This is a genomic window from Micromonospora sp. NPDC005205, from assembly GCF_040608275.1.
Lineage (GTDB): Bacteria > Actinomycetota > Actinomycetes > Mycobacteriales > Micromonosporaceae > Micromonospora.
The window spans coordinates 197,332-222,316 of the sequence record NZ_JBEXHV010000003.1 but is presented as its reverse complement, the minus strand read 5'-3'; the positions used below and the strand labels follow the sequence as shown (position 1 = coordinate 222,316).

Sequence of the window (24,985 nt, the reverse complement as noted above, 5' to 3'; positions counted from 1 at the left end):
CCTGGTGGCGACGTCCCGAGTGTGTACACCAGGCGGCCCATCCGGGACACACACTCGGGTGGCCGTGAGTGTCCAGGAGGACAACACCGTATGGCAAAGATGATCGCGTTCGACGAAGAGGCGCGCCGCGGCCTCGAGCGTGGCATGAACCAGCTCGCTGACGCCGTAAAGGTGACCCTCGGCCCCAAGGGCCGCAACGTCGTGCTCGAGAAGAAGTGGGGTGCCCCCACCATCACCAACGATGGTGTGAGCATCGCCAAGGAGATCGAGCTCGAGGACCCGTACGAGAAGATCGGCGCTGAGCTGGTCAAGGAGGTCGCCAAGAAGACCGACGACGTTGCCGGTGACGGCACGACGACGGCGACCGTCCTGGCCCAGGCCCTGGTTCGCGAGGGCCTGCGTAACGTGGCCGCCGGCGCCAACCCGATGGCCCTGAAGCGGGGCATCGAGGCTGCCGTCGCGAGCGTCTCGGAGGAGCTGTCCAAGCTCGCCAAGGACGTCGAGACCAAGGAGCAGATCGCCTCCACCGCCTCCATCTCCGCTGGTGACAGCACCGTCGGCGAGATCATCGCCGAGGCGATGGACAAGGTCGGCAAGGAAGGCGTCATCACCGTCGAGGAGAGCAACACCTTCGGGCTGGAGCTGGAGCTCACCGAGGGCATGCGCTTCGACAAGGGCTACATCTCGGCCTACTTCATGACCGACCCGGAGCGTATGGAGGCCGTCTTCGACGACCCGTACATCCTGATCGCCAACAGCAAGATCTCGTCGGTGAAGGACCTGCTCCCGATCCTGGAGAAGGTCATGCAGTCGGGCAAGCCGCTGCTGATCATCGCCGAGGACCTGGAGGGCGAGGCCCTCGCCACCCTGGTTGTCAACAAGGTCCGTGGCACCTTCAAGTCGGTCGCCGTCAAGGCACCGGGCTTCGGTGACCGCCGCAAGGCCATGCTGACCGACATCGCCATCCTCGCCGGTGGCCAGGTCATCAGCGAGGAGGTCGGCCTCAAGCTCGACGCCGCGACCGTCGACATGCTGGGCCGCGCCCGCAAGGTCGTGGTGACCAAGGACGAGACCACCATCGTCGACGGTGCCGGTGACGCCGAGCAGATCCAGGGCCGGGTCAACCAGATCCGGGCCGAGATCGACAAGAGCGACTCCGACTACGACCGCGAGAAGCTGCAGGAGCGGCTGGCCAAGCTGGCCGGCGGCGTCGCGGTCATCAAGGTCGGCGCGGCCACCGAGGTCGAGCTCAAGGAGCGCAAGCACCGCATCGAGGACGCCGTTCGCAACGCGAAGGCGGCCGTCGAAGAGGGCATCGTCCCGGGTGGCGGCGTCGCGCTGGTGCAGGCCGGCAAGACCGCCTTCGACAAGCTCGACCTGGTCGGCGACGAGGCGACCGGTGCGAACATCGTCAAGGTCGCGCTGGACGCCCCGCTGCGGCAGATCGCCGTCAACGCCGGCCTTGAGGGCGGCGTCGTGGTGGAGAAGGTCCGTAACCTCGAAGCGGGTCACGGTCTGAACGCCGCCAACGGCGAGTACGTCGACCTGCTGGCCGCGGGCATCATCGACCCGGCCAAGGTGACGCGTTCGGCGCTGCAGAACGCCGCTTCCATCGCGGCGCTCTTCCTCACCACCGAGGCTGTTGTCGCGGACAAGCCGGAGAAGACCCCGGCTGCCCCGGCTGGCCCGGGTGGCGGGGACATGGACTTCTGAGTCCAGTTCCGACACCGAACGGGGCGGGCCGCTGACGCGGTCCGCCCCGTTCGTCGTCAGGTCGGCAGTGGGCGCTGGTTGCGCCGCTTGTGTGCCCGGCTGTACGGCGGGAGCAGCTGGATCGGTGCGTCCACCATCTCCTGCGACTCCTCGGCCACCGGCGGCTCGCCGTCGGTGGTCATCTCGGCCAGTTGCTCGGCGTCGCCGTAGTCGAGCCTGTCGAACGGCAGTTGGCCGGGGAGTTCACCCACCGGTTTCCAGGTGATCGGCGGGCCGTCCTCGGTCTGGTTGTCATCCGTGGTCATGGCTGCCTCCTCTACCGAAACGGTAGGGGGCGTCGTTGGCCGATGCGGGCGAATGGATCTATGTCCTGTTTGCCCCGGTTATCCCCCGGACAGGGTCCGCCGGTACAGGAAGAAGACCCGCTCGATCCGCGCACCCGCGCTGCCCGAGTAGAACGGCACCGGTCCTACCCAGCCGATCTGTGCCCGGTCCAGCCCCGCCGCCCGCTGGTCGCGCAGGCAGCGCCGCAACAGCACCCCACCGATGCCCGACCCCTCCGCGGCCGGTGCGGTGCCCATCGGCCCGAACCAGCTCGGCCGGGACGACCCGTACGCGGCGAAGCCGAGCACCTCGCCGTCCCGCTCCGCCAGGTGGCAACCGGCGTCGGCGCGCCCCACCGAACCGGCCAGCTCACCGTCCCACGTTCCGCCGAAGGTGGACCGGGCGAACGCGGCCAACGCTGGAAGGTCCGCCAGCTCCGCCCGGCGTACCGTGATGCCCTGGTCGGCCAGCCGCCGCTCCGTCGCCTCGGTGGACCGCAGTGCCGGCGACCCGTCGTACGACAGGTCCGCGGTCATGTTCCAGGCCGTCCGGTCCTGCTGGTAGCCCAGCGCGAGGGCGGCGCAGACCGCCGGCGTGTAGCGGACGTCGATCCCCGGCCACGCGTAGTACGGCGGGTTCCCGGCCAGCAGCACCTCGGTCGCCCCACGGTCGGCGAGCACCCGCTCGGCCCGCTGGAGCAGCGCCCGGCCGACGCCCCGACGCCGCTGGTCCGCAAGGACCGCGACCAGGTCGACGTGGCCGATCCCCGGCTCGACCGACGACACCGAGCAGATCAGCACCCCCACCAGGTCCGCACCTCGGTACGCGCCCAGCCCGACCACGGGCCGGTCGGCGGCGGCGGCCCGGGTCCAGAGCACGTCCACGATGGAAGCCGCCTCGGCGGAGTCCTCGGGCAGGTCGAGCGCCTGCTGGCAGAGCTGTACGACGCTGGTGACCAGGTCGGCGGTCAGCTTGGTGACGGTGATCTCGGCGTCCATGGTCGCCGACCCTAGATCACCGGATGTCCAGCCGCATCCTCGCCCGTGGGGCGACGATCACCCCTGGGCGGCGCGAACGGCGGCGTAGGCGTCGACCTCGCCGGCGCCGGTGACGTTCGCCGGAGCGCCGCAGGCGTCGGAGGGACTGTCGGAGCGATAGGTGGGCGTCACCTCAGTGGCGGTGTCCCGCAGGATCTGCCGGGTCCGGGTCACGTCGCCGACCAGCGCCGGGTTCGCCGACCACATCAGCGCGACCACCCCGGCCACCTGCGGCGTCGCCATCGACGTGCCGTCCAGCTCGGCGTACGTGCCGCCCGGCATGGCCGACACCACACCCACCCCCGGTGCCAGCACGTCCGGTTTACCCGAGCCGCCCGGCACCGGCCCGCGCGACGAGAACTCGGCGACGCGCCGCTGGTCGTCCACCGCGCCCACTGTCAGCACATCCGGGTAGGGGGCGGGCGGATCGTCGATCGACGCGCACCACGGGCCGGTGTTACCGGCCGCGGCGACCACGAAGATCCCGGCGGCGTCGAGGGCGGCGGTGGCCGGCCGCAGAACGCGCTGGTCGCAACCCTCGATGGGCGGGCAGCCCCACGAGTTGGTCAGCACCTGCGGGGCGCGCTCCGGACGGCCGTCGGTGAACGGGTCGCCGCCGGCCGGGAAGGGCGCCAACATGAACTGGAGACAGTCCAGGTAGTGCGCGGGGCTGCCGAGGTTGCGGTCCAGGTTCACGCAGCCCACCCACTGCGCGTCCGGGGCCACCCCGATGCCGTCCCGCCCGACCGCGCTGCCCACCGTGTGGGTGCCGTGCCCGCCCTGGTCGGTCGGGCTCCGGGTGTCGTCCCACGGGTCGAACCAGGAGTCGTCCCCACCACGGAACCCGGCTCGGAGCGCCGGATGGCCGCCGTCCACCCCCGAGTCGGAGCTGCCGACCACGATGCCCGCGCCGGTGACCCGAAGTTGGGACCACACCCGGTCGGCGCCGATCTGACGGATGTTCCACTCCGGGCCGGTCGGCTTGGGCAGGGTGCCCCGGCTCTGCCCGGCCGGGGCCGGCAACGGTCGCAGGCGCTGGCTGACCAGCACCCGCGCCACCTCAGGTCGGCGGGCGAGCCAGGCCCGCACCGCCGGGCCGCCGTCCACCTCGACCGCGTTGACCAGGTAGTACGACACCGGGTCGAGCCGCAGCCGGTTCAACCCCCGGAGCAGGTCGCCCTGGCTCTGCTCGGCGGTCGTCACCAGCCGCCGGTAGACCTCCGCCGCGCGGGCGTCCCGTCCGGGCCGGCCCGGCGCGGCGGCCGGGAGACCGCTCAGGTCGGCCTGCGTACGCAGCACCACGAACAGCCGCTCGCCGTACAGGCCCGGCTGGCCGGGGCCGAGGTCGACCGCCCCGAACGCCACCAGCAGCACCACGGCCGCCAGCGCGGCGACGCGCCTGCTCGGGGTGCGGGCCGTCGGCCGGGCGAGCAGCACCGCGTACCCGATGGCGACCAGGACCGCGACGGCGAGCCCGACGCCGGCGGCGGCCGCCACCCAGAACGGGATGTCCCGGGTGCCGACCAGCAGCAGGCTGATCTCCTCCGGGTCGCTGAAGGCCAGCGGACCGAGCGCGGCCAGGCCCACGAGCCAGCCGGTCGCCGCTCGGCCGGCGCGCACGGCCTCAGCCGGGTCGGTTGTGGGCCGTCGGGTCGCGGCCCGAGGCGCGGCCTCGGCCGGCTCGGCGTTGGGCCGCCAGGTCGCGGCCCAGAGCGCGGCCAGCGCGAAACCCACCGGCGGCAGGGTCAGCAGCGCGGGCAACTGCGCGCCGGACTGCCCGGTCCCGGCCGCGAGCAACAGCAACGCCACCCCGGCGACCAGACCGCCGACCAGCACCAGCCGAGCCGGCCGGGGTGGTCGCCCAACAGCGAACTGGGCCCAGAAGGGGGCGTCCAGCAGAGTCGCGGCAAGCAGCCCGAGCGCGGCGGCCGCCACCAGCGCGAGAGCGGTCTCCAGGAGGCCACCGAGCGCGCCCAGCCAGGCCCACGGCAGCAGCATCGCCAACCCGGCGGCCACCGCGAGCAGCGGCACCGGGCCGATACGGCGCGCGCGCCGTCCGACCGACTCCGCGCCTCCGTTGGCCTCGGGCGGCGTGGTGTCGGCGTCTCCGGTGGCCTCGGGCGGGGTGGCGTCGCCGTCTCTGGCGGCCTCGGGCCGCGTGGTGTCGGCGCCTGCGGTGGCCTCGGGCCGCGTGGTGTCGCCGCTTCCGGTGGGTGCCGGGCCGCCGACCGAGCCAACCAGCCCGGGGTACGCCCACCGGCGCGCCGACCAGCGCACGGCGAGCGCGCTGAGGGACGCGGCGGCGGCCAGCGCGGCGAGGTACGCCTCATGGTGCACCGGCGGCACGGCCCGCAGCACTGTGAGCACGCCGAGCGCGATCGCCCCGATCAACCAGGCCCGCCCGGTGGCCCGAACCGCGCCCGACCGGGGCAGGACTGCCAGCAGGAGGGCGGGCGTGCCGGCCAGCACGACGGTGGCCAGGCCGAGCACCGGCCAGAGCCAGCCGAGCCGGTCCCGTCCGAAGCCCAGCAGCACCTGATCGGTGAGCCAGCCACCGGTCTGGGTGCCCACTGTGACCGCAACCGTCCAGCAGCCGACCAGGACGGCCGCGACCACCGGCCACGGGGAACTGCGATCGCTGGGGCCCTGGTACGCAGGTTGACCTTGCATCCGAGAACCTTACGACTACGAGGATGGGTTTCGACCCGACCGTCGGGTTCCGAGGCGTCGAGGAACCGTGCAGATGGGTCGGCCGGGATCGGGTGGCGGGACGTGTCGTGCGCTCCGGAGCAGGTAGGCGCGGTGCGGGCCGGGCGGCGAATGTCGACACGGTGGCTCGACGGTTACGGTGGACAGGTGCGCGACCCCAATGTCTCCCGATCCGTCGCCGGTCAGCTCTCACCGGTCCGCCGTGCGTCCGACCTGCGTCGACTTCGTGCCGAGCGCTTCGACGTGCTGGTCATCGGGGGCGGGGTGACCGGAGCCGGTGCCGCCCTGGACGCTGCGTCCCGTGGCCTGAAGGTGGCGCTGGTCGAGGCACGTGACCTTGCCGCCGGGACCTCCAGCCGGTCCAGCAAACTCATCCACGGTGGCCTGCGGTATCTGGAGCAGTTGGAGTTCCACCTGGTCCACGAGGCGCTCACCGAGCGCGGCCTGCTGGCCACCCGGCTCGCGCCGCACCTGGTACGCCCGGTGCCGATCATGGTGCCGCTGCCGGCCGGGCGGGGCCTGCGGGACCTGCCGGCCCGGGTCTTCCGGCGCTCGTACTACGGCGCCGGGGTGGCCGCGTACGACGCCTTCGCCGGGATTTTCGGCGGTGGTCGGGGGATGCCCCTGCACCGTCACCTGACCCGGGAAGGCGCCCGGCGGATCTTCCCGAGTCTGCGGGCCGACGCGCTGGCCGGGGCGATCCGCTACTACGACGGGCAGGTCGACGACGCCCGGCTGGTTGTCACACTGGCCCGCACCGCGGCCAGCCTCGGCGCCACAGTGGTGAGCAGTGCCCGCGCCGTCGGGCTGATCCGGCAGGCGCGCGAGGTGACCGGCGTCCGCGTCCGGGACCTGGAGGCGCCACCGGGATCGCCGGACGCGGAGTTCGAGGTGCAGGCCCGCACCGTCATCGCCGCCACCGGCGTGTGGAGCGACGACATGTCCCGGATGCTGAACGACGTCGGCCTGCGACCCGGCATCCGGGTGCGCGCCTCCAAGGGGGTGCACCTGGTGGTGCCCCGCTCGGCGATCACCGGCGAGACGGGGCTCATCCTGCGTACGGCGAGTTCGGTGCTCTTCGTCATCCCCTGGGGCGGGCACTGGATCATCGGCACCACTGACACCGACTGGCGGCTGGACCGTTCCCACCCGGCCGCCTCGGCCCGCGACATCGACTACCTCCTCCAGCAGGTCAACACCGTGCTGGAACGGCCGCTGACCACCGCCGACATCGAGGGCGTGTACGCCGGGCTGCGTCCGCTGCTGGCCGGCGAGGCCGACTCGACCTCGAAGCTCTCCCGGGAGCACGCGGTCTTCGAGCCGATGCTCGGGCTGCTGCTGGTCGCCGGCGGCAAGTACACGACGTACCGGGTGATGGCGTCCGACGTGGTCGACCGGGCCGCTCGCCGACTCGGTGGCGCTCGCTCGTCGCGCACCGCCGACCTGCCTCTGCTCGGCGCCGACGGCTACCCGGCCATGTGGCGGGACCGGGCCGACCTGGCCCGCCGGCACGGCGTGCCGGTGGGCGTGGTGGAGCACCTGCTGGAGCGGTACGGCACCCTCACCCTGGACCTTCTGGCGCTGGTCGACGCCGATCCTCTGCTGGCGTCCCCGCTGGCTGGTGCTCCGGAGTATCTGGCGGCCGAGGTCGCGTACGCGGCGCGGGCCGAGGGCGCGTTGCACCTGGAGGACGTGCTGACCCGGCGGACCCGCATCTCGTTCGAGACCAGCCACCGGGGGCTGGAGTCGGCGGAGCACACCGCCGAGTTGATGGGGGCGGTGCTCGGTTGGGACGCGGCCACCCGGGCGCGGGAGGTCGAGCACTACCGGGTTCGGGTGGAGGCGGAGCGGCAGTCCCAGTTGATGCCGGACGACGCGACGGCGGACGCGGCCCGTCTCGGCGCTCCGGACGTCAGGGGTTACGCGGCCGACCGGGGCGACGACAACCAGGCGGAGCTGCGCTCGTCCGCTCGATGACGAATTGCGACGTTACCGATGGGTAACCATCGATACCGGCCCGGATGGTGGTTTCGGACGCTACCTACGGTGGGGTAGGTTTCCGCGCGTGCTAGCCCGCGCGCGCCCTCATCTGCTCCTACCCTTGCTCGCCGTCGCGCTCGCCGGTGCCCTGACCGGGTGCTCCCTCTTCGACGGAGACAAGCCGAGCACCCCGGTGGCGCAACCAACCCCCGGCACGGCGGGCGGCGGCTCGCAGCTGGAGATCCCCACCACCGTCGCCGCCGGTCAGGTCAGCCTGCTCCAGCGGCTCGGGGAGGACGGGCCGATGCGCACCCTGAGCGTCGAGCGGAACGGCGCGTGGCAGTGCGTCGACTGCGCCGGCGACGGCGTGACCTCCCGGGGCACCCTCGCACCGGAGCTGACCGAACGGCTCCAGGTGCTGCTCGCCAACCCGAAGCTGGCCGACGAGACCGATCAGGCCCGGCGGTACCGGACAACCTGCATCGACGCGCTGACGTCCAGCCTCATCACCTCGACCGGGCTGATCACCTCGCAGGACTGCCCGGGCGAGGAGCTCACGCCGGTCGCCGGGGAGATCCTGCTGCTGCTCACCCAGGCGACCCCGGCCGAGGTCAAGGGCTGACCGCAGCCGGTCAGAGCACCTTGCCCGGGTTGAGCAGGCCGGCCGGGTCGAGCGCCGACTTGATCGCCTGATGCACCCGGACACCGACCGGCCCGATCTCCCGGGCCAGCCAGTCCCGCTTGAGCAGCCCCACCCCGTGCTCGCCGGTGCACGTGCCGCCCAGGTCCAGGCCGAGCCGCATGATCTCGTCGAAGGCCCGCCGACCCCGCTCCACGCTCGCCGGGTCGGCCCGGTCGACAACGATGTTCGGGTGCATGTTGCCGTCCCCGGCGTGCCCCACCACGCCGATCGGCACCTCACACTCGGCCGCGATCCGGGCGACCCCGTCCAGGAGCGCGGCGAGCGCGCCGCGCGGCACCGCCACGTCGTCGATCACCAGACCGCCGATGCCGCCCGGGTAGGCGTCCGCCGCGAACTTCTCCATGGCCGGGTGGGCCAGCCGGCGAGCCTGGAGCAGCGCCGCCGCCTCCACCGCGTCGGTGGCCGCGTAGACCTCGTCGGCGCCGACGGCCTCGCACACCTCCGCCAGCACGGCCAGGTCGTCCGCCGCCCGGGAGCCGGTGTCGGCGGCGGCCAGCAACAGGGCCTGCGCGTCGGTCCGCAACCCCATCGGTCGGTACGCCTCGATCGCCCGCAGGTGGGTCTGGTCCAGTAACTCCAGCAGGCTGGGGGTGAGCCCGCGAGCCGCGATCTCGGCCACCGCCGCGCCGGCCGTGGCGGTGGATCCGAAGACCGCCACCAGGGTCAGTGAGTCAGCCGGGGCGGGACGCAGCGCCACTGTCACCTCGGTGATCACGCCGAGGGTGCCCTCCGAACCGACGAACAGTCGGGTCAGGTCGTAGCCGGCCACCCCCTTGGCCGTACGCCGGCCGGTGCGCAGCACCTCACCGGAGGCGAGCACCACCTCCAGGCCAAGCACGTACTCGGTGGTCACTCCGTATTTCACACAGCACATGCCGCCGGCGTTGGTGGCCACGTTGCCGCCGATCGTCGACGACTGCCAGGAGCCGGGGTCCGGCGGGTACCAGAGGCCCTGTTTCGCCACCGCCCCGGCCAGGGCCGCGTTGACCACCCCCGGTTGGACCACGGCGATCCGGCTCACCGGGTCGATCTCCCGGATCTCGGTCATCGCGACGGTGCTGAGCACCACAGCGCCGTCCACCGCGTTCGCCGCGCCGGCCAGCCCGGTCCGTGCGCCCTGCGGCACCACCGGTACGCCGTGCCGCGCCGCCGCCTGGATCACGGCGACCACCTGCTCGGTGTCGCGCGGGCGGGTCACCACCAGCGGGACGCCGGCGGCGCACAGGTCGGCCTCGTCCCGCTGGTGCAGGCGCAGCAGGTCCGGGTCGGTGAGCACGGCGTCGTCACCGAGCGCGGCGCGCAGGTCGTCGAGGAGCGCGGTGGGGGCCATGCAGCCGAGGTTAGGGCGGTACCGGGCGATCATCAACATGATCGACTGAGCGGGTTAACTTGGCACCATGCTCTACCTGGACCGGCCGGCCTGGCCGTGGCGCGGTCGGCTCTGGTCGCACCTGATCAGTGACGTCTCGTACGCCGAGCTGCACGTCTTCGCCGAGGCGCTCGGCGCGCCCCGACGCGGCTTCGACCGGGACCACTACGACATCCCGGCGGACCGGTTCGCGGCGGCGGTGTGGCTCGGTGCCCAGGTGGTGCCGAGCCGGGAGCTGGTCCGGTTACTCCGCGCCGCCGACCTGCGTCGGCCGAAGCACCTGGTCAACCCGCGTTCTCCGGTGCCCCGGTGAGGGTGGCCAGCTCGCGGCGCACATTGTCCCGGGCGGGCTCTTCCCACCGGCTCGCCAGCGGTGGCGACCGGAACAGCGCCGGCAGCGACAGCAGGCCGGTCAGCACGGCGGCCCGCCCAGCCCGGAAGGCCGGCTCCGGCACGTGGGCGTACTCCCGGCGGATCGCCGCCGCGTAACGCTCGTAGCTGGCCGGCGGCGCGGCCAGCACGGCCAGGTCCGCGTCGCAGAGCAGTACGCCGTCCCGGTCGCCCGGTGCCACAGCGTGCCCGGCGGTGAGCAGCACCAGCCGGCGCACCTCGGCCACCGTGGGCCCTGGCACCCCGAGCCCGGTGAGCACGCTCTCGGCCAGCGCGGCGCTGTCCCGTTCGTTGGCGTCGCCGTTGGCCCGGGGGTCGTAGACCGCGTCGTGGAACCAGGCCGCCAGCCGGACCGCATCGGCCCGGGCGGCCAGGTCGGCGTGCTGGTCCACCACATCGAGCACCGCCGCCAGGTGGGCCACCGTGTGGTAGTGCCGATGCGGCTCCCGCCAGCGGGCGATCAACTGCTCGCCAGCCCTGGTGGTCTCCGGCTCGGGCCTCGCGCCGGCACCCCGGGCCGCCGCCCGCCACCGGTCCAACAGATCAACCACCGCCCGAGTCTGCCGCATCCGCCCGCGACGCGCGGGTGGGGAGGGTTCAGCGGGGCCACCACGGGTAGTCGCGCCCATGGCCGTGGCCCGGGACAAGCGACAGCCGATGGTGCGACGTACCGCGCTGCGCGACGGTTTGGTGGACATCGACGGCGCACGGATCGCCGAGGCCACCGAGCAACTGCGCCACCGCAGCCGGGCCACCCTGCACGATCGGCTGCACCGGGTACGGATGGCCGGCGGACTCGCGGTGCAGGCCGGGCTCGCCGCCGGGCTCGCGTACCTGATCTCGCACAAGGTGCTCGGCAACCCGCAACCGGTCTTCGCGCCGATCTCCGCGGTCGGCACCCTGGCCGCGTCGGTCGGTCAGCGGTTCCGCCGGACGGTGGAGCTGATCGTCGGGGTGGGGGTCGGGGTGGCCGTCGGCGACCTCCTGATCTACCTGCTCGGCACCGGGGCGTGGCAGCTCGGCCTGGTGGTCACCGTGGCGATCCTGCTCACCATCTTCGCCGGAGCGAGCGTGGCCATCGTCATCCAGGCGGCGGCCACGGCGGTGCTGATCGTGACGCTGAGCCCGTCGACCCAGAACCTGGAGATCCCCCGCTTCGTCGACGCGTTCCTCGGCGGTGGGATCGCGCTGCTGGTCACGGCGGTGCTGCTGCCACTGAACCCACTCCGGGTGATCAACCGGGCGGCCCGCCCCGCCCTGGACCTGCTCGCCGCCCAGCTCGACGCCACCGCCGACGGGCTGCGCAACCGGGACCGCGCCACCATCCAGGCCGCACTGGAGAGGCTGCGCAACAACAAGGAGGAGCTGGCCACGCTGGGCGAGGCGATCGAGGGGGCGAAGGAGACCGCCACCCTCTCCCCGGCCCGCTGGCACCGCCGCGACGAACTGACCCACTACGCCGAGGCCGCCGACCCGATCGACCGGGCGATGCGCAACAGCGGCACCCTGATCCGCCGGTCCGTCACGCTGGTCGAGGACGAGGAACCGGTACCCGATCCGATGCCGGACGCGATCGGTCACCTCGCCGAGTCGGTCCGGCTGCTCAAGCACGAGTTCGCCGCCGGTGAGGAGCCGGAGGAGGCCCGGGAGCGGTCGCTGCGGGCGGTCAGCGAGTCCAGCCGGGCGTACGGCGCCGGGGTGGGGTTCTCCGGCAGCGTGGTGATCGCCCAGATCCGGACGACAGCGAGCGACCTGCTTGTCGCCTCCGGCATCGAGCAGGAGGAGGCGAACCGGTGGATCCGCACCGCCTTCGGGGAGCAGGAGCGCCCGGTCGGTGAGCCCGCCGAGCCCGGCGAGACGCCGAAGCCACCCACCGCCCCGCCGGTCGGCTGAGCGGGAACGACCGCCGGGCGAGCCTCAGGCCAGTTCGGCCAGGGCCGCGAGCAGCCGGTCCACCTCGTCGGCCGTGCTGCCCAGCCCGATGCTGGCCCGCAGCGCGGTGGACGGCAGGTCCCGCCGGCCGGTACGCCCCGCCGCCTCGCCGAGCAGACGCCGGGCCAGGGGGTGGGCACAGAACAACCCGTCCCGTACGCCGATGTGGTGCTCGGCGGCCAGCCGGGTGGCCACCTCGGTGGAGTCCCAGCCGGCGACCACGAACGAGACGATGCCGACCCGGGGCGCGTCCGGGCCGAAGGTGCGCAGCTCGACGACGTGCGGCAGGGCGGCGAGGCCGGTCCGTAGCCGGGCCAGCAGGGCCTGCTCGTGGGCGGCCAGCGCGCCCTGGTCCGCCTCGTCGAGCGCCCTGCACACCGCCGCCAGCGCGACCGCTCCGAGCAGGTTCGGGGTGCCGCCCTCGTGTCGGGCCGGGCCGGTCGCCCAGGTCACGTCGTGGGTGGCCGGCCCGACGTGGCTGGTGGCGCCACCGCCGGCCAGGTAGGGCGGGGCGGCGTCCAGCCAGTCGGCGCGACCGATCAGCACGCCCGCGCCGAACGGCGCGTACAGCTTGTGGCCGGACACGGCCAGGTAGTCGACGTCGAGCGCGAGCAGGTCGACCGGGGCGTGCGGGGCGAGCTGCGCGGCGTCGAGCACGATCCGGGCACCGTGCCGGTGCGCCACCCGCGCCAGTTCGGCGACCGGCCACCGCTCACCCGTCACGTTGCTCGCACCGGTCACCGCAACCAGCACCGGCAACGCCGGGCTGCTGCCCCGGCGCAGCTCGGTGAGGGCGGCGGCGAGATCGCGTACCGCCCCCTCGGGGTCGCTGGGCACCGGCAGCCGCACCGACCCGCGCGGCCAGGGCAGCAGGTTGGCGTGGTGTTCGCCGGCGAATGTGACAACGGTGGTGCCGGCCGGCACGGCCCGTGCCAGCAGGTTGAGCGCGTCGGTGGTGTTGCGGGTGAAGATCACATGATCGTCGGCGCGAGCGCCGAAGAAGTCCCCGATCGTCTGCCGGGCCTGCTCGTACTCGAGGGTGCAGCGCCGCGACAGCGCTCCCGCTCCGCGATGCACGCTGGCGTACCAGGGCAGCAGCTCTGCCACCGCGTCGGCTGCGGCCCGTGCGCACGGCGCAGTGGCCGCGTAGTCCAGGTTGATCTCGCCGGGCACGCCGAGGACGTCGAGCGACGCGGACGGCACGGTGGGCAGGCTGGGCAGCGAGGGTACGAGAGTGACGGACACGCCGGAACCTCCGGGGTCAGGGACCCCGGGTGCGACATCGGGACGGGGTCCGCGCTTGCCCAGCACACCGATCGGGCTGGGCCCGGTCATCACCCGGGGCACCCCACCGCGAACTCGACGAGGGTTGCCGGCCAGCAAGCCGGGGCTTGACGCTGGCGCTCGTGACCTGCCGGCAGCATAGCGGCTACCGATGCGACCGAACCAGCCGGCGGCGGATGGCTACGCTGACCGCATGGCCGACACCCCGCCCGGTTCACCGCTGCCGCCTGCGCCCGCCGCCCCGCCCGCGCCCGCCGGCCCTCCCATGGGTGAGACGCCGCGAATGCCGCTGCGCCGACTGGGCTGGCGGCGGTTCCTGGTGCTGGCCGGGGTGGTGCTGTTGATCGCGGCGTGCGCGGTCTTCATGGTCTTCACGCTCGGCCAGTCGCTCGGTGCGCAGGCCCTGCTGATCGGGGTGGTCGCCGCCATTCTGCCGGTGCCGGTGCTGGTCGGCTGCTTCCTCTGGCTGGACCGGTACGAACCGGAGCCGTTGAAGTATCTGATCTTCTGCTTCGCCTGGGGGGCGTTCGTCTCCACCGCCGCCTCGCTCACCGTCAACGACTTCGCGGCCAACCGCTTCGCCGACTGGGGCCTGCCGTCGGCGCTCACCGGGGTACTGGTGGCGCCGTTCATCGAAGAGCTGACCAAGGCGCTGGGCCCGATCCTGCTGCTGGTGTTCCGCCGGCGCGAGTGGTCGGGGATCACCGACGGCCTGGTCTACTGCGGGCTCGCCGCGGTCGGCTTCGCGATGGTGGAGAACATCCTCTACCTGGGCGGGTTGGGCTACGCGTCCGGCGCCGACCGGTACGGCCCGGCCACCGGCATCCAGCAGGTCATCGCGATCTTCATCCTGCGGATCCTGCTGTTCGGGTTCGCCCATCCCCTCTTCACCTCGATGACCGGTGTGGGGTTGGGCATCGCCTCCCGGACGGCGGACCGGCGCATCCGGGTGCTCGCCCCGGTCGCCGGCCTGCTGCTGGCGATGATGCTGCACGGCACGTGGAACCTGCTGCCCACGCTGACCCAGGCCACCGGCGAGGCCATGATCATGCTGTACGGCTTCCTGGGCCTCATGGTGCCGGTCTTCTTCGGCACCGTGGGGCTGGCGCTGTGGCTGCGCGCCTGGGAGGGGCGACTCACCGAGCGGGTCCTGCCCGACTACGTACGCGCCGGCTGGCTCAGCCCGCCCGAGGTGGCCGCGCTGAGCAGTCTCGGCCGGCGGCACGCAGCCCGCAGTTGGGCGCGGCGGGTGGCCGGCGACGCCGGGGTGCGGGCGATGCGGGGTTACCAGTCCGCCGCCACCCGACTGGCCCTGCTGCGCGACGGAGCGCTGCGCGGCCTGGACCGCAAACCCGCCGACCAGGAGCGGACCGCCCGCGAGGAGCGGGAACTGCTGGACGCGATCACCGGATACCGGTCGTTCTTCGTGGGTCGGGACCCGCAGGCCCCGGCGGGGGTCTGGGACGGCAGCCGCTACCACCTGCGCTTCCCGGACGGCACCGAGCGCGCAGTGGACGCGCCGGACGAGCCGGTGGTGCCGATCCCGGTGGTGCTGGCTCCCGCCCCGGCCCCGATGGGTTACGCCCCGCCCGGTCGGCCCGGCCTGCGCCCGGCCTCTCCCTGGCCGCCAACGCACCCCTGACACCGCCAGCTACCGCCCAACCGAAGCAGCGCGGCAAGGCAAGGCGGGGCTTGCTCGCCCCGCCCCCGCCCCCGCCCTCGCCCTCGCACGCGCCGATCTTGCAGTTTCGGTCGTCGAAAAGCGTGGAATGCCCTCTACGCCAGGACAGTAAGTGCAAGATCGCGGCCGACTCCGGTCGATCATGGAGTTGTGGTGCCTGGCTTGGCACTACTTGTGGACTTTGTCCGGCACCACAACTCCATGATCGGCGTGGCGTGGCGTGGCGTGGCTGGGCGTCAGGTCATCAGCGAGGTTAGGAAGTCACCGAGGCCCTGGAACATTGCGATCAGCGCTGCTCCGATCGCCCGGAACATCTGCGCGGCGCCGTCCGGCCGAAAGGCCATGAAGTAGATCAGGAACGCGACACTGCCCCAGGTCAAGAGCTTCTTCACGAATACCGGCATCGTCCCTCCCCAGGGCCACGGTCGCCGGATGGCTTCCCGTCGTGCGGCTGGGCAAACGGTGCGCGACGGGGCCTGATGGCCGAGGGAGGTGCGTCAGAGGTAGCGGCCGAGGGAGGTGCGTCAGAGGTAGAGGCCGGTCGAGTCGTTCTCGATCCGCTCGGCGGCCACGGCGTGCACGTCCCGCTCCCGCAGCAGCACGTAACCGCGGCCGTGCAGCTCGACCTCGGAGCGCTCGTCCGGGTCGAAGAGCACCCGGTCGCCGGAGACGATGGCGCGCACGTTAGGCCCCACCCCGACCGCGGTGGCCCAGGCGAGGCGCTTGCCGACCGCTGCGGTGGCCGGAATGACGATGCCAGCGGTGGAGCGGCGTTCGCCCTCGCTGCCCTCCATCCGCACCAGCACGCGGTCGTGCAGCAGGCGGATCGGCAGGCCGGCGTCGAGATCGTTGTCGGCGGTCACGTCGCAGACGCTACCGTGTGGCCGACGGTGGCCGGCCGGTGGTTACGCCGGAGGTGGTCGGGGCATTGTGTGGCGGAACCGCCCTACGGTGTTGGGAACGGACGTATGCTGTCCGACCTGTCGCCGTCGGCGGGCCGGTTTTCTCTGCCAGGAGGTGCGCTTGAGCCGCTTCGAGCGGGTACGCGGGCGGCTTCGCCGCGCCTACCAGTCACGACAGGAGTCGGCGCCTGCCGACGAGGGCGCCGTGAGTGACGCGTTGACCGACGCGTCGGAGGCGGCTCGGGTGGCGTCGCCGGCCGTGCCGGGGCCGACCGCGCCGCCGAGCGCCACTGTCTACGGCGCTGAACCTCCGGTGGACCTGCACAGCTCCACCTCCAGCCGGGACGACGCGGACGTTCCGCACGGGCTGCGGATCGCCGCCGCGTGGTGCTGGCGACTGATCGTGATCGGCGTGGTGGCCTGGGCGCTGCTGCGGATCGTCGGCACGATCAAGATCGTGATCATTCCGCTGGCCATCGCGCTGCTGCTCTCCGCGCTGCTCGCGCCGGCGGTGGGCTGGCTGCTGCGAGTCCGGTTCCCCCGGTCGCTGGCGACCGCGGTGGTGCTGGTCGGCGGCCTGGCCGCGGTGATCGGCACGCTGACGCTGGTGGTCAACGAGTTCATCCGTGGTGTACCGGAGCTGAGCGAGAAGTCGTCGGAGGGTGTCCGGCAGATCCAGAACTGGCTGAAGACGGGCCCACTGCACCTCTCCGACACCCAACTCGACCGCTACATCGACGAGGCGCAGGCCTGGATCAACGACAACACCTCGAAATTCACCAGTGGCGCGCTGAGCACCGCCGCGACGCTGGCCGAGGTGCTGACCGGCACGCTGCTGGTGCTCTTCGCGACGTTTTTCTTCCTGCGCGACGGCAACCGGATCTGGCGCTTCCTGGTCCGGCTGCTGCCGGTGGCCGCCCGGTGGAAGGTCGACGACGCGGGCCGCGCCTCCTGGCACACGCTCGGCGCCTACGTCCGCGCGACAGTGCTTGTCGCCTTCATCGACGCTGTCGGCATCGGCATCTTCCTGGTCGTCTTCGACATCCCGTTCGCCTTCCCGCTGGCCGCGCTGGTCTTCCTCGGCGCGTTCATCCCGATCGTCGGTGCGGCGCTCTCCGGTGGCGTGGCGGTGCTGGTGGCCCTCGTCGACAGCGGCCCGGTCACCGCGTTGATCATCCTGGGCGCGGTGATCGGCGTGCAGCAGATCGAGGGGCACGTGCTCCAGCCGCTGATCATGGGCCGGGCGGTCGCCCTACACCCGCTCGCGGTGATCATCGGTATCGCCGCCGGCGTCGTACTCGCGGGCATCACCGGCGCGCTGGTCTCCGTGCCGCTCATCGCGGTGCTGAACACCGCGGTCCGCCGGCTCGCCGCCCGCAGGGTGCCGGACACCCCGCCCGACGCCGTGGTCGTCGCCTCCCAGGCCCCCTAGGGCCGCGATCACGCAGGATCAAGGAAAGAGTGGCCTCCCGCCAGCGGGAGACCACTCTTTCCTTGTTGTAGCGCGATCGTGGGCCGGCCAGAGCGGCCCGGCGCGGCGTGGCGAGGGTCAGGACTTGGCGAGGCGTTCCAGGGCGCCTCGGGCCACCTCTGGGCGGGTCGTGTACCAGAACGGGGGCAGCGAGCGGCGCAGGAACGGCCCGTAGCCCCGCGCCGTCTCCAGTCGGGAGTCGAGCACCGCGACCACGCCCTTGTCGCCGGTCGCCCGGATCAGCCGGCCCACGCCCTGCGCCAGCCTCACCGCCGCGATCGGCACGCTCACCGCCGCGAAGCCGGAGCCGCCGCCCGCGTCCACCGCCGCCGCGCGGGCCGCCGCCAGTGGTTCGTCCGGGCGGGGGAAGGGCAGCCGGTCGATGACGACGAGCTGACAGGCGTCGCCCGGCACGTCCACCCCCTGCCAGAGCGACATCACCCCGAACAGGCAGCTGGCGCGCTCCTCGCGGAAGCGACGCACCAGCAGCGGCAGCGCCTCCTCGCCCTGGAGCAGGACCGGCAGGTCGGTCCGCGCACGCAACAGCTCCGCCGCCTGCTGCGCGGCCCGCCGGGAGGAAAAGAGCCCGAGAGTACGACCACCGAGCGCCTCGACCAGCCCGAGCAGTTCCTCCCCGGCAGCCTCGGGCAACCCGGAGACGCTGGGGCGGGGGAGGTGCGCAGCGACGTACAGGATGCCCTGCCGGGCGTAGTCGAACGGCGAACCGACGTCGAGTGACCGCCACCCGGGGCCCTCGGTGGCCGGGACGACGGCGTTCGGGGTGACCTCGCCGGCGAGGCGACGGCCGGGCGCTTCGGCAGCCGGCCGGCCGGGGCCGGTGCGGGCGGCCTGTGCGGCCGCGGCGGGGGTCGGCGGGGCGGGCGGTGGCGCGTCCAGTCCGAGGGCGCGGGCGACCGTGTCGAACCGGCCGCCCAGCGCCAGGGTCGCCGAGGTGGCCACGACGGTGCGTTCGTCGTACAGGTGGGTGGCGAGGGTGCCGGCCACCGACAGCGGCGCGACCACCAGCGCCCGGCGGTTGCCGCTGTCGTTCTTCTCCACCCAGGCCACGTCGTGGTCGCCCTCCTCCAGTAGCCGCTGCGCGGTGGTGGAGAGCTCGTCCAGGGCGGCCTTGGCCTGCTGCTTACGGACCGGGTCGGGGTCGTCGGCCTTGATGTCGCCGATCGCGTCCAGGGCGGAGCGGGTCGCCGCGTCGAGCAGCGTGCACGCCTCCCGCAGTGGCGTCGGCAGCCCCGCGGTGATCCGCCCGGCCGGCGCCTCGGCCAGCCCGACCGCGAGGGCGTCCCCGGCGGCGGTGAGCGCCTCGGCGGTCTCCGGGCGCAGCAGCGTACGGGCCCGCCGGGTGGTCCGGTCGATCAGCTCGGGCACCAGCTCCGCCTGGGCGGCGGAGGAGACCCGGTCGGCCAGCTCGTGCGCCTCGTCGACGATGAGCAGCTTGTGCGGCGGCACGATGTGCCGGTCGGCGAGCATGTCGACAGCGAGCAGGCTGTGGTTGGTCACCACGATGTCGGCCTCCCGGGCGCGGGCCCGCGACGCCTCGGCGAAGCACTCCTGCCCGAACGGGCAACGGGCCGCGCCGACGCACTCGCGGGCCGGCATCGACACCAGCCGCCAGGCCTGGTCCTCGACGCCCGGGTCCAGCTCGTCCCGGTCGCCGGTGGCGGTCTTCTCGGCCCAGTCGCGCAGCCGCTCGACCTGCTTGCCCAGCCGGCCCGCCTCACCGAGCCACTTCACCCCGCCGCCGGGGCGCGCCGCGGGGGCGTCGAAGAGGGTGTCCTCCGGCTCCTCCTCGGTGGAGTTGTCCAGTCGGGCGAGGCAGAGGTAGTGATGGCGGCCCTTGAGTACGGCGAAGGTGGGCCGACGGCCGAGCACCGGCTCGACCGCGTCGGCGAGCCGGGGCAGGTCGTGGTCGACCAGCTGCGACTGCAACGCCAGGGTGGCAGTGGAGACCACCACCGGACCGTCCACAGTGAGCGCCGGCGCGAGGTACGCCAGCGACTTGCCGGTGCCGGTGCCGGCCTGCACGAGCAGATGCTCGCCGCCGGCCACGCACTCCTCGATCGCCGTGGTCATCTGCAGTTGGCCGGGGCGCTCCGCGCCGCCGGGCACCGCGCCGACCGCCGCCGCCAGCAGTTCGGTGCCACTGGGTCGGGCACCCCGCCGCCGGCCCTTGGCACGGGCCGACGGGGTGGCGGAACCGGTGGCGGTGCGGGGCGGAGTCACCGTGCGACGGTACCCGGCGCCGCCGACACCGACCGCGCCCATCCGCCGCGTGGCGCGATGCCGACCGGGGCGGGGTGTCGCGGTCGACCCCGTCCGGTTACGGCCACGCTACGACGCGTTGGGCTGTATCGGTTAGGGTGCGAATCATGCCGAGCGACATGGTCCGAGTGATCTACCGCAAGTACGACGGCAGCGCCCACCGCGACTACCCGGCCCGTCGACTCACCGAGGACGATCTCGGCGTCTGGCTCGGCGTGCCCGAGGGCACCGAGTCGGTCTACCACGGCCGGCCCTCGGTGGAGAAGATCCCGTTCGTGCTGTTGGTGCCACACCGCGCCTGGTGGACGGGCATGTTCAACCCCCCGCCCCGCACCAGCGAGGTCTACTGCGACATCACCACCCCGGCCCGCTGGGAGTCCGACGACACGGTCCACCTGATCGACCTGGATCTGGATGTCGTCAGGCGTCGGGCCACCGGCCTGGTGGAGCTGCTCGACGAGGACGAGTTCGCCGAGCACCGGGCCCGGTTCGGCTACCCGGACGACGTGGTGGCCGAGGCCGAGGCTGCGGCACAGCGGCTGCTGAGGGCGCTCGGCGACGGCACCGAGCCGTTCGCCACCGCGTACCGCAAGTGGTTGGCCCTGGTGGTCTGAGGCCGCACGGGCCGGTCTGGCCGGCTCACCAGCGTGGCGGCCAGCCGTCGTCGGCGCCCAGTGGCGGCAGGTCGGTCAGTTTCTCCGGGTTGAGCTGGTTGTAGATGGCGCTGATCCGGCCCTGGTCGACAGCGAACGCGGTGACCAGGCGGATCGGTCGCCCGTCGCTGTGCGTGGTCTCCAGCTGGAGGCCGAGAATGCCGTCGACGAGCACGGGTCGAGCCAGCACCCGGCCGGTGTACCGGCCGGTCCGGCCGAACAGGCCGAGCGTGAGGCGAGCCACGGGGTCCGCGCCGAGCACCGGCCAGCGGGCGGCCGGGAAGTGCCCGCCCGAGTCGCCGACGAAGACCACGTCCGGCGCGAGCACCTGAAGCAGCTGATCCAACTCGCCGGACTCGGTGGCTGCGACGAACGCCTTGAGCACCCGACGCTGCTCGGCCGGGTCGGCGGTGTGCCGGGGGACGTCCGGCGAGGTGACCGCCCGCCGGGCCCGGGAGGCGAGCTGCCGGGCCGCCACCTCGGTGGTGCCGAGCACCCCCGCGACCCGGGCGAACGGCAGTGCGAACACGTCGTGCAGGACGAGGGCGACCCGTTGCTCCGGCGCGAGCCGCTCCAGCACCACCAGCAGCGCCGTGCCGACCTCGTCGGTGCGAACCGCCCGCTCCGCCGGGTCGGGCGCGTAGCCGTCGGCCGGGGGCCGGCCGCCCAATGGGCTCACCACCGGCTCCGGCAGCCACTGCCCCGGGTACGCCTCCCGGCGGACCCGGGCCGAGCGGAGCACGTCCAGGCAGATCCGAGCGCAGGTGGTGGTCAGCCAGGCGGACAGCTCCCTGATCTCGGCGCGGGCCGCCGGGTCGGCCAGCGCCCCGGCGTAGCGCAGCCAGGTCTCCTGTACGGCGTCCTCCGCCTCGCTGCGGCTGCCCAGCATCCGGTGGGCCACCGCGAGCAACCGGCCCCGCTCGGCCTCGAACTCCGTCGCCAGCTCCCGCACGACCCACCACCCCTTCCGGTCGGCGTCCCGGACTACATCCTCCCGCCGAGCGGGCTCGCCGGCTGCCCCGAGACGGCCCGGCAAACCGGTGCTCGCCGTGGGCGCAGGTCGGTCGGTGTCGATCGGCGGGCCAGGTTCGGAGGTGGGCCTCGGCGGGCGGAACGGCGGTGGGTGGGCGATGATCCGTGCATGAGCGCACCCCAGCAAGGGCAGGTCGTGGCACCCGAGGGCGGTTCCGTGCGGGACCTGCTGCGGGTCACCGCGCCGGTGGATCTCGGCGCGATCGACCCGCGGTCAATGCCCGGCCTACCGGAGCCCGCAGGCCGCGGCGAGCACCGTAAGACCTGGGCGCGGGAGCAGGTGGAACTGGTCGGCGAGGAGCTGGGCCGGCAGCAGGAGATGCTCTTCGCGATGGCCAAGACCGGGTCGGAGCGGCCGGCGCAGCGGGTGCTGCTGGTGCTCCAGGCCATGGACTGCGGCGGCAAGGACGGCACGATCAAGCGGGTGGCCGGCGCGATGAACCCGCTGGGCCTGCACATCCGCTCGTTCGGGCCGCCGACCCGCCAGGAGTTGCGGCACGACTTCCTCTGGCGGATCCGTCGGGAGCTGCCACCGCAGGGCTACGTGGGGATGTTCAACCGTTCGCACTACGAGGACGTGTTGATCGCCCGGGTCGGCTCGCTGGTGCCGGAGACGACCTGGCGAGCCCGCTATGACGAGATCAACTCGTTCGAGCAGGAGCTGACCGAGGGCGGCGTCACCCTGATCAAGGTGATGCTGCACATCTCGTACGCCGAGCAGGGCAAGCGCTTGATGGATCGGCTCACCGACCCGCGTAAGCACTGGAAGTACAACCCCTCCGACATCGACTCGCGGGGGCACTGGGACGACTATCAGGCTGCGTACGCCGAGGCCCTGAGCCGGTGCGGCACGGACGCCGCACCCTGGTTCGTGGTGCCGGCGGACCGCAAGTGGTACCGGGACTGGGCGGTGGCCCACCTGCTGCGTGAGACGTTCGACACGCTCGAACTGGGGTATCCGGCTGCCGATTTCGACGTGGCGCGGGAGCGGAAGCGCCTCCTGGCTGGGGGAGCGGGTGCTGGTGGGGCGGCCGAGATGAACGGCAGGTGAACGAACGGTGAATGACGCCTGGCCAGGGGTGGGCCGGCGAATTCCCGGTTCCGCCGTTTCCTAGCATTCACCGAGCGGGCGCTCTCGGGCACCGCCACCCTTCCACCGACGCGACGAGGTCTGTGCTGTGAAGTTTTCCTTCCGCCCCACCGAGGGCGCCTTCTACGAGCTCTTCACCAGGGCCGCGCAGAACCTGGTCCGGGGCACCGCGCTGCTCAACGAACTGGCCCTGCCCGGCGTGGACGTGCAGTCCGTCAGCGAGCGGCTCACCGAGGTCGAGCACGACAGCGACCAGATCACCCACGACCTGTACAAGAAGATCAACTCGACCTTCATCACCCCGTTCGACCGGGAGGACATCTACCGGCTCGGCTCGTTGCTGGACGACGTGATGGACCACCTGGAAGCGGTGGGCGACCTGCTCTACCTGTACGGGTTGACCGAGCTTCCGGCGCTGCCCCGCGAGCTGCACGAGATGGTCAACGTGCTCGACCAGCAGGCCAAGCTGACCGCCGACGCGATGCCCCGGCTGAAGTCGATGAAGGACCTCGAGGACTACTGGATCGAGTGCAACCGGCTGGAGAACGAAGGCGACCGGATCAACCGGCAGCTGCTCGTCCGCCTCTTCTCGGGTGAGTACGACGCGTTGACGGTGCTGAAGATGAAGGAGGTCGCCGACGAGCTGGAGGCTGCCTGCGACGCCTTCGAGCACGTGGCCAACACCGTCGAGACCATCGCCGTCAAGGAGTCCTGAGCCGGTGTCCCCTGAACTCATCGCCGTGCTGGCGGTGATCGCGGTGGCCCTGGCGTTCGACTACACCAACGGCTTCCACGACGCCGCCAACGCGATCGCCACAAGCGTCTCCACCCGGGCGCTGACACCGCGGATCGCCCTCGGGCTCGCCGCGGTCGGCAACTTCATCGGCGCCCACTTCGGCGCCGGCGTCGCCAAGACCGTCGGTGACGGTCTGGTCACCCTCCCCACCGGGGTGAGCAGCCTCGGCGTGGTCTTCGCCGGGGTGCTCGGAGCGATCGCCTGGAACCTGATCACCTGGTACTTCGGTCTGCCCTCGTCGTCCTCGCACGCGCTCTTCGGCGGCCTGGTCGGCGCCACCCTGCTCTCCACCGGCGGCATCGTGCAGTGGGGCAACATCGGCGTGAAGGTGCTGCTGCCGATGGTGCTGTCGCCGATCGTCGGCCTCACCCTCGGTTACCTGCTGATGCTGGCCATCCTGTGGCTGTTCCGAAAGGGACAGCCGGGCAAGCTCAACCGGGGCTTCCGTTTGGCGCAGACCGCCTCGGCGGCCGCCATGTCGGTCGGCCACGGCATGCAGGACGCCGCCAAGACCATGGGCATCGTGGTGCTGGCGCTCTACACCGGCGGTTTCCAGGAGAGCAAGACGCACATCCCGGGCTGGGTGTTCTGGACCTCGGCGACGATGCTCGCCCTCGGCACCTACGCCGGCGGCTGGCGGATCATCCGCACCCTCGGTCGCAAGATCATCGACCTGGGTCCGCCGGAGGGCTTCGCCGCCGAGACCGTCGCCAGCGCGGTGCTCTACTTCAACGCCCTGGTCCTGAAGGCCCCGATCTCCACCACCCACACCATCACCTCGGCGATCATGGGTGTGGGCGCGACCAAGCGACTCTCCGCGGTTCGCTGGAACGTGGCCGGCAACATCGTGCTCGCCTGGATCATCACGTTCCCGGCCGCGGCGCTGATCGCGTGCGTCACGTACCTGCTGGTCCGGCCGCTCTTCGGCTGACCCACCCGTCCGGTCCGCGCGGCTTGAGGGGCTCCCTTCCCGACGTCTCACGTTGGGAAGGGAGCCCCTCCCGCAAACCGTGCCCGCCGGTGGCCCGTCGAATCACGCAACCCAAATTGATGCCAGGTGCGTTTATCAGGTTGAGGGTTGTGACAGGAGGGCGTCGTGTGAGTCGTGCCGACCGTTACTCGGGTTTCCAGGAGTTCGCGGACGCTCACGGTGCCGCCCTGTCCCGGGCCGCCTACCTACTCACCGGCGATCACCAAGCGGCCGAGGACCTGCTGCAGGAGGCGCTCGCTCGTACAGCAGTGCACTGGCGACGGGTGGAAGCCGGCGGGAACCCGGCCGCTTACGTCCGGAAGGCGATGCTCAATCAGTTGCGCTCGTGGCGGCGCCGCCGTACCCATGGCGAGCTCCTTGGCGGAGCACCTGATCGTCCCGCGCGGGGCGATGTGGCGCACGAGGTCGCCCAACGTGAAGTGTTGGCGGCGGCCCTGGCGTCCCTGCCGCCGAGGCAGCGCGCCGTGCTGTTCCTCAGGTACTTCGAGGACCTGTCGGAGGTTGAGACCGCGCGCCGACTCGGCTGTGCCGTCGGGACCGTCAAGCGGCACAGCCACGACGCGCTGGTCACCCTGCGGCGGCTCAGCCCCGGTCTGTCCAACCAGTCCACCACTGCGGAGGCGGATCAGTGAACGACGACTTCCGTAC

The 24,985-nt window shown here is 72.6% G+C and carries 22 protein-coding genes and 1 riboswitch; of the genes, 12 read left to right on the top strand and 10 right to left on the bottom strand.

Annotated elements, in window-relative coordinates; translation table 11 throughout:
- Positions 1-90 precede the first annotated feature (90 nt).
- Positions 91-1,713, top strand: coding sequence for a chaperonin GroEL (gene groL / locus ABZU43_RS08410; protein WP_355005842.1), 1,623 nt, complete (start codon positions 91-93; stop codon positions 1,711-1,713).
- A gap of 56 nt (positions 1,714-1,769) precedes the next feature.
- On the opposite strand, the gene ABZU43_RS08405 is transcribed toward groL, so the two are convergent.
- The 3 genes from ABZU43_RS08405 to ABZU43_RS08395 all read right to left on the bottom strand — a co-directional run bounded on the left by ABZU43_RS08405 (position 1,770) and on the right by ABZU43_RS08395 (position 5,744).
- Positions 1,770-2,018 carry a hypothetical protein gene (locus ABZU43_RS08405; protein WP_355005841.1) on the bottom strand — a complete coding sequence of 83 codons (249 nt, stop codon included), beginning with the start codon at positions 2,016-2,018 and terminating at the stop codon, positions 1,770-1,772.
- Positions 2,019-2,096: 78 nt separating this feature from the next.
- Positions 2,097-3,035 carry a GNAT family N-acetyltransferase gene (locus ABZU43_RS08400; protein ID WP_355005840.1) on the bottom strand — a complete coding sequence of 313 codons (939 nt, stop codon included), beginning with the start codon at positions 3,033-3,035 and terminating at the stop codon, positions 2,097-2,099.
- Between the two features lie 57 nt (positions 3,036-3,092).
- Positions 3,093-5,744 carry a S8 family serine peptidase gene (locus ABZU43_RS08395; protein WP_355005839.1) on the bottom strand — a complete coding sequence of 884 codons (2,652 nt, stop codon included), beginning with the start codon at positions 5,742-5,744 and terminating at the stop codon, positions 3,093-3,095.
- 150 nt (positions 5,745-5,894) lie between these two features.
- On the opposite strand from ABZU43_RS08395, the gene ABZU43_RS08390 reads away from it, so the two are divergent.
- Positions 5,895-7,760: a glycerol-3-phosphate dehydrogenase/oxidase gene (locus ABZU43_RS08390; RefSeq protein WP_355005838.1), complete on the top strand. Its 1,866-nt coding sequence runs from the start codon at positions 5,895-5,897 to the stop codon at positions 7,758-7,760.
- A gap of 88 nt (positions 7,761-7,848) precedes the next feature.
- A complete protein-coding gene (locus tag ABZU43_RS08385) occupies positions 7,849-8,385 on the top strand; it encodes a hypothetical protein (protein WP_355005837.1) in 537 nt (178 codons plus the stop codon).
- A 10-nt stretch (positions 8,386-8,395) separates the two neighbouring features.
- Here the strand turns inward: ABZU43_RS08385 and ABZU43_RS08380 are convergent, their stop codons facing one another.
- Positions 8,396-9,796: an FAD-linked oxidase C-terminal domain-containing protein gene (locus ABZU43_RS08380; RefSeq protein ID WP_355005836.1), complete on the bottom strand. Its 1,401-nt coding sequence runs from the start codon at positions 9,794-9,796 to the stop codon at positions 8,396-8,398.
- Positions 9,797-9,863: 67 nt separating this feature from the next.
- Here ABZU43_RS08380 and ABZU43_RS08375 point away from each other — a divergent pair, with 67 nt between their 5' ends.
- Positions 9,864-10,148, top strand: coding sequence for a DUF4031 domain-containing protein (locus ABZU43_RS08375; RefSeq protein WP_355005835.1), 285 nt, complete (start codon positions 9,864-9,866; stop codon positions 10,146-10,148).
- Here the strand turns inward: ABZU43_RS08375 and ABZU43_RS08370 are convergent.
- Positions 10,120-10,776: a metal-dependent phosphohydrolase gene (locus tag ABZU43_RS08370; protein WP_355005834.1), complete on the bottom strand. Its 657-nt coding sequence runs from the start codon at positions 10,774-10,776 to the stop codon at positions 10,120-10,122. The two genes, ABZU43_RS08375 and ABZU43_RS08370, sit on opposite strands and share 29 nt — an antisense overlap.
- 106 nt (positions 10,777-10,882) lie before the next feature.
- Here ABZU43_RS08370 and ABZU43_RS08365 point away from each other — a divergent pair, with 106 nt between their 5' ends.
- Entirely contained in the window at positions 10,883-12,118 is a 1,236-nt protein-coding gene (locus ABZU43_RS08365) for an FUSC family protein (protein ID WP_355005833.1), read from the top strand.
- A 24-nt stretch (positions 12,119-12,142) separates the two neighbouring features.
- Here ABZU43_RS08365 and ABZU43_RS08360 read toward each other — a convergent pair whose 3' ends face one another.
- The gene (locus tag ABZU43_RS08360) at positions 12,143-13,402 is read right to left on the bottom strand and encodes an aminotransferase class V-fold PLP-dependent enzyme (RefSeq protein ID WP_355005832.1); all 1,260 of its coding nucleotides are present in this window, start codon (positions 13,400-13,402) and stop codon (positions 12,143-12,145) included.
- A 46-nt stretch (positions 13,403-13,448) separates the two neighbouring features.
- A riboswitch (SAM riboswitch) is annotated at positions 13,449-13,569 on the bottom strand.
- Between the two features lie 23 nt (positions 13,570-13,592).
- Here ABZU43_RS08360 and ABZU43_RS08355 point away from each other — a divergent pair.
- A complete protein-coding gene (locus tag ABZU43_RS08355) occupies positions 13,593-15,083 on the top strand; it encodes a PrsW family intramembrane metalloprotease (RefSeq protein ID WP_355005831.1) in 1,491 nt (496 codons plus the stop codon).
- 275 nt (positions 15,084-15,358) lie between these two features.
- On the opposite strand, the gene ABZU43_RS08350 is transcribed toward ABZU43_RS08355, so the two are convergent.
- Positions 15,359-15,526, bottom strand: coding sequence for a hypothetical protein (locus ABZU43_RS08350; RefSeq protein WP_167337262.1), 168 nt, complete (start codon positions 15,524-15,526; stop codon positions 15,359-15,361).
- A gap of 120 nt (positions 15,527-15,646) precedes the next feature.
- A complete protein-coding gene (locus tag ABZU43_RS08345; RefSeq protein ID WP_091402887.1) occupies positions 15,647-15,985 on the bottom strand; it encodes a co-chaperone GroES in 339 nt (112 codons plus the stop codon).
- A gap of 160 nt (positions 15,986-16,145) precedes the next feature.
- On the opposite strand from ABZU43_RS08345, the gene ABZU43_RS08340 reads away from it, so the two are divergent.
- Entirely contained in the window at positions 16,146-17,456 is a 1,311-nt protein-coding gene (locus ABZU43_RS08340) for an AI-2E family transporter (protein WP_355005830.1), read from the top strand.
- A 117-nt stretch (positions 17,457-17,573) separates the two neighbouring features.
- Here the strand turns inward: ABZU43_RS08340 and ABZU43_RS08335 are convergent, their stop codons facing one another.
- A complete protein-coding gene (locus ABZU43_RS08335; RefSeq protein WP_355005829.1) occupies positions 17,574-19,778 on the bottom strand; it encodes an ATP-dependent DNA helicase in 2,205 nt (734 codons plus the stop codon).
- Positions 19,779-19,882: 104 nt separating this feature from the next.
- Here ABZU43_RS08335 and ABZU43_RS08330 point away from each other — a divergent pair, with 104 nt between their 5' ends.
- Positions 19,883-20,389, top strand: a complete 507-nt coding sequence (locus tag ABZU43_RS08330; RefSeq protein WP_355005828.1) for a DUF402 domain-containing protein — start codon at positions 19,883-19,885, stop codon at positions 20,387-20,389.
- Between the two features lie 25 nt (positions 20,390-20,414).
- Here the strand turns inward: ABZU43_RS08330 and sigJ are convergent, their stop codons facing one another.
- Positions 20,415-21,380 carry an RNA polymerase sigma factor SigJ gene (gene sigJ, locus ABZU43_RS08325; RefSeq protein WP_355005827.1) on the bottom strand — a complete coding sequence of 322 codons (966 nt, stop codon included), beginning with the start codon at positions 21,378-21,380 and terminating at the stop codon, positions 20,415-20,417.
- A 189-nt stretch (positions 21,381-21,569) separates the two neighbouring features.
- Here sigJ and ABZU43_RS08320 point away from each other — a divergent pair, with 189 nt between their 5' ends.
- From ABZU43_RS08320 to ABZU43_RS08305, 4 genes are all read left to right on the top strand, one after another.
- The gene (locus tag ABZU43_RS08320) at positions 21,570-22,511 is read left to right on the top strand and encodes a PPK2 family polyphosphate kinase (protein WP_355005826.1); all 942 of its coding nucleotides are present in this window, start codon (positions 21,570-21,572) and stop codon (positions 22,509-22,511) included.
- Positions 22,512-22,638: 127 nt separating this feature from the next.
- A complete protein-coding gene (locus ABZU43_RS08315; RefSeq protein ID WP_053655020.1) occupies positions 22,639-23,265 on the top strand; it encodes a DUF47 family protein in 627 nt (208 codons plus the stop codon).
- Positions 23,266-23,269: 4 nt separating this feature from the next.
- A complete protein-coding gene (locus ABZU43_RS08310) occupies positions 23,270-24,277 on the top strand; it encodes an inorganic phosphate transporter (protein ID WP_355005825.1) in 1,008 nt (335 codons plus the stop codon).
- Positions 24,278-24,444: 167 nt separating this feature from the next.
- The gene (locus tag ABZU43_RS08305; protein WP_355005824.1) at positions 24,445-24,969 is read left to right on the top strand and encodes a SigE family RNA polymerase sigma factor; all 525 of its coding nucleotides are present in this window, start codon (positions 24,445-24,447) and stop codon (positions 24,967-24,969) included.
- The last annotated feature ends 16 nt before the right edge of the window (positions 24,970-24,985 follow it).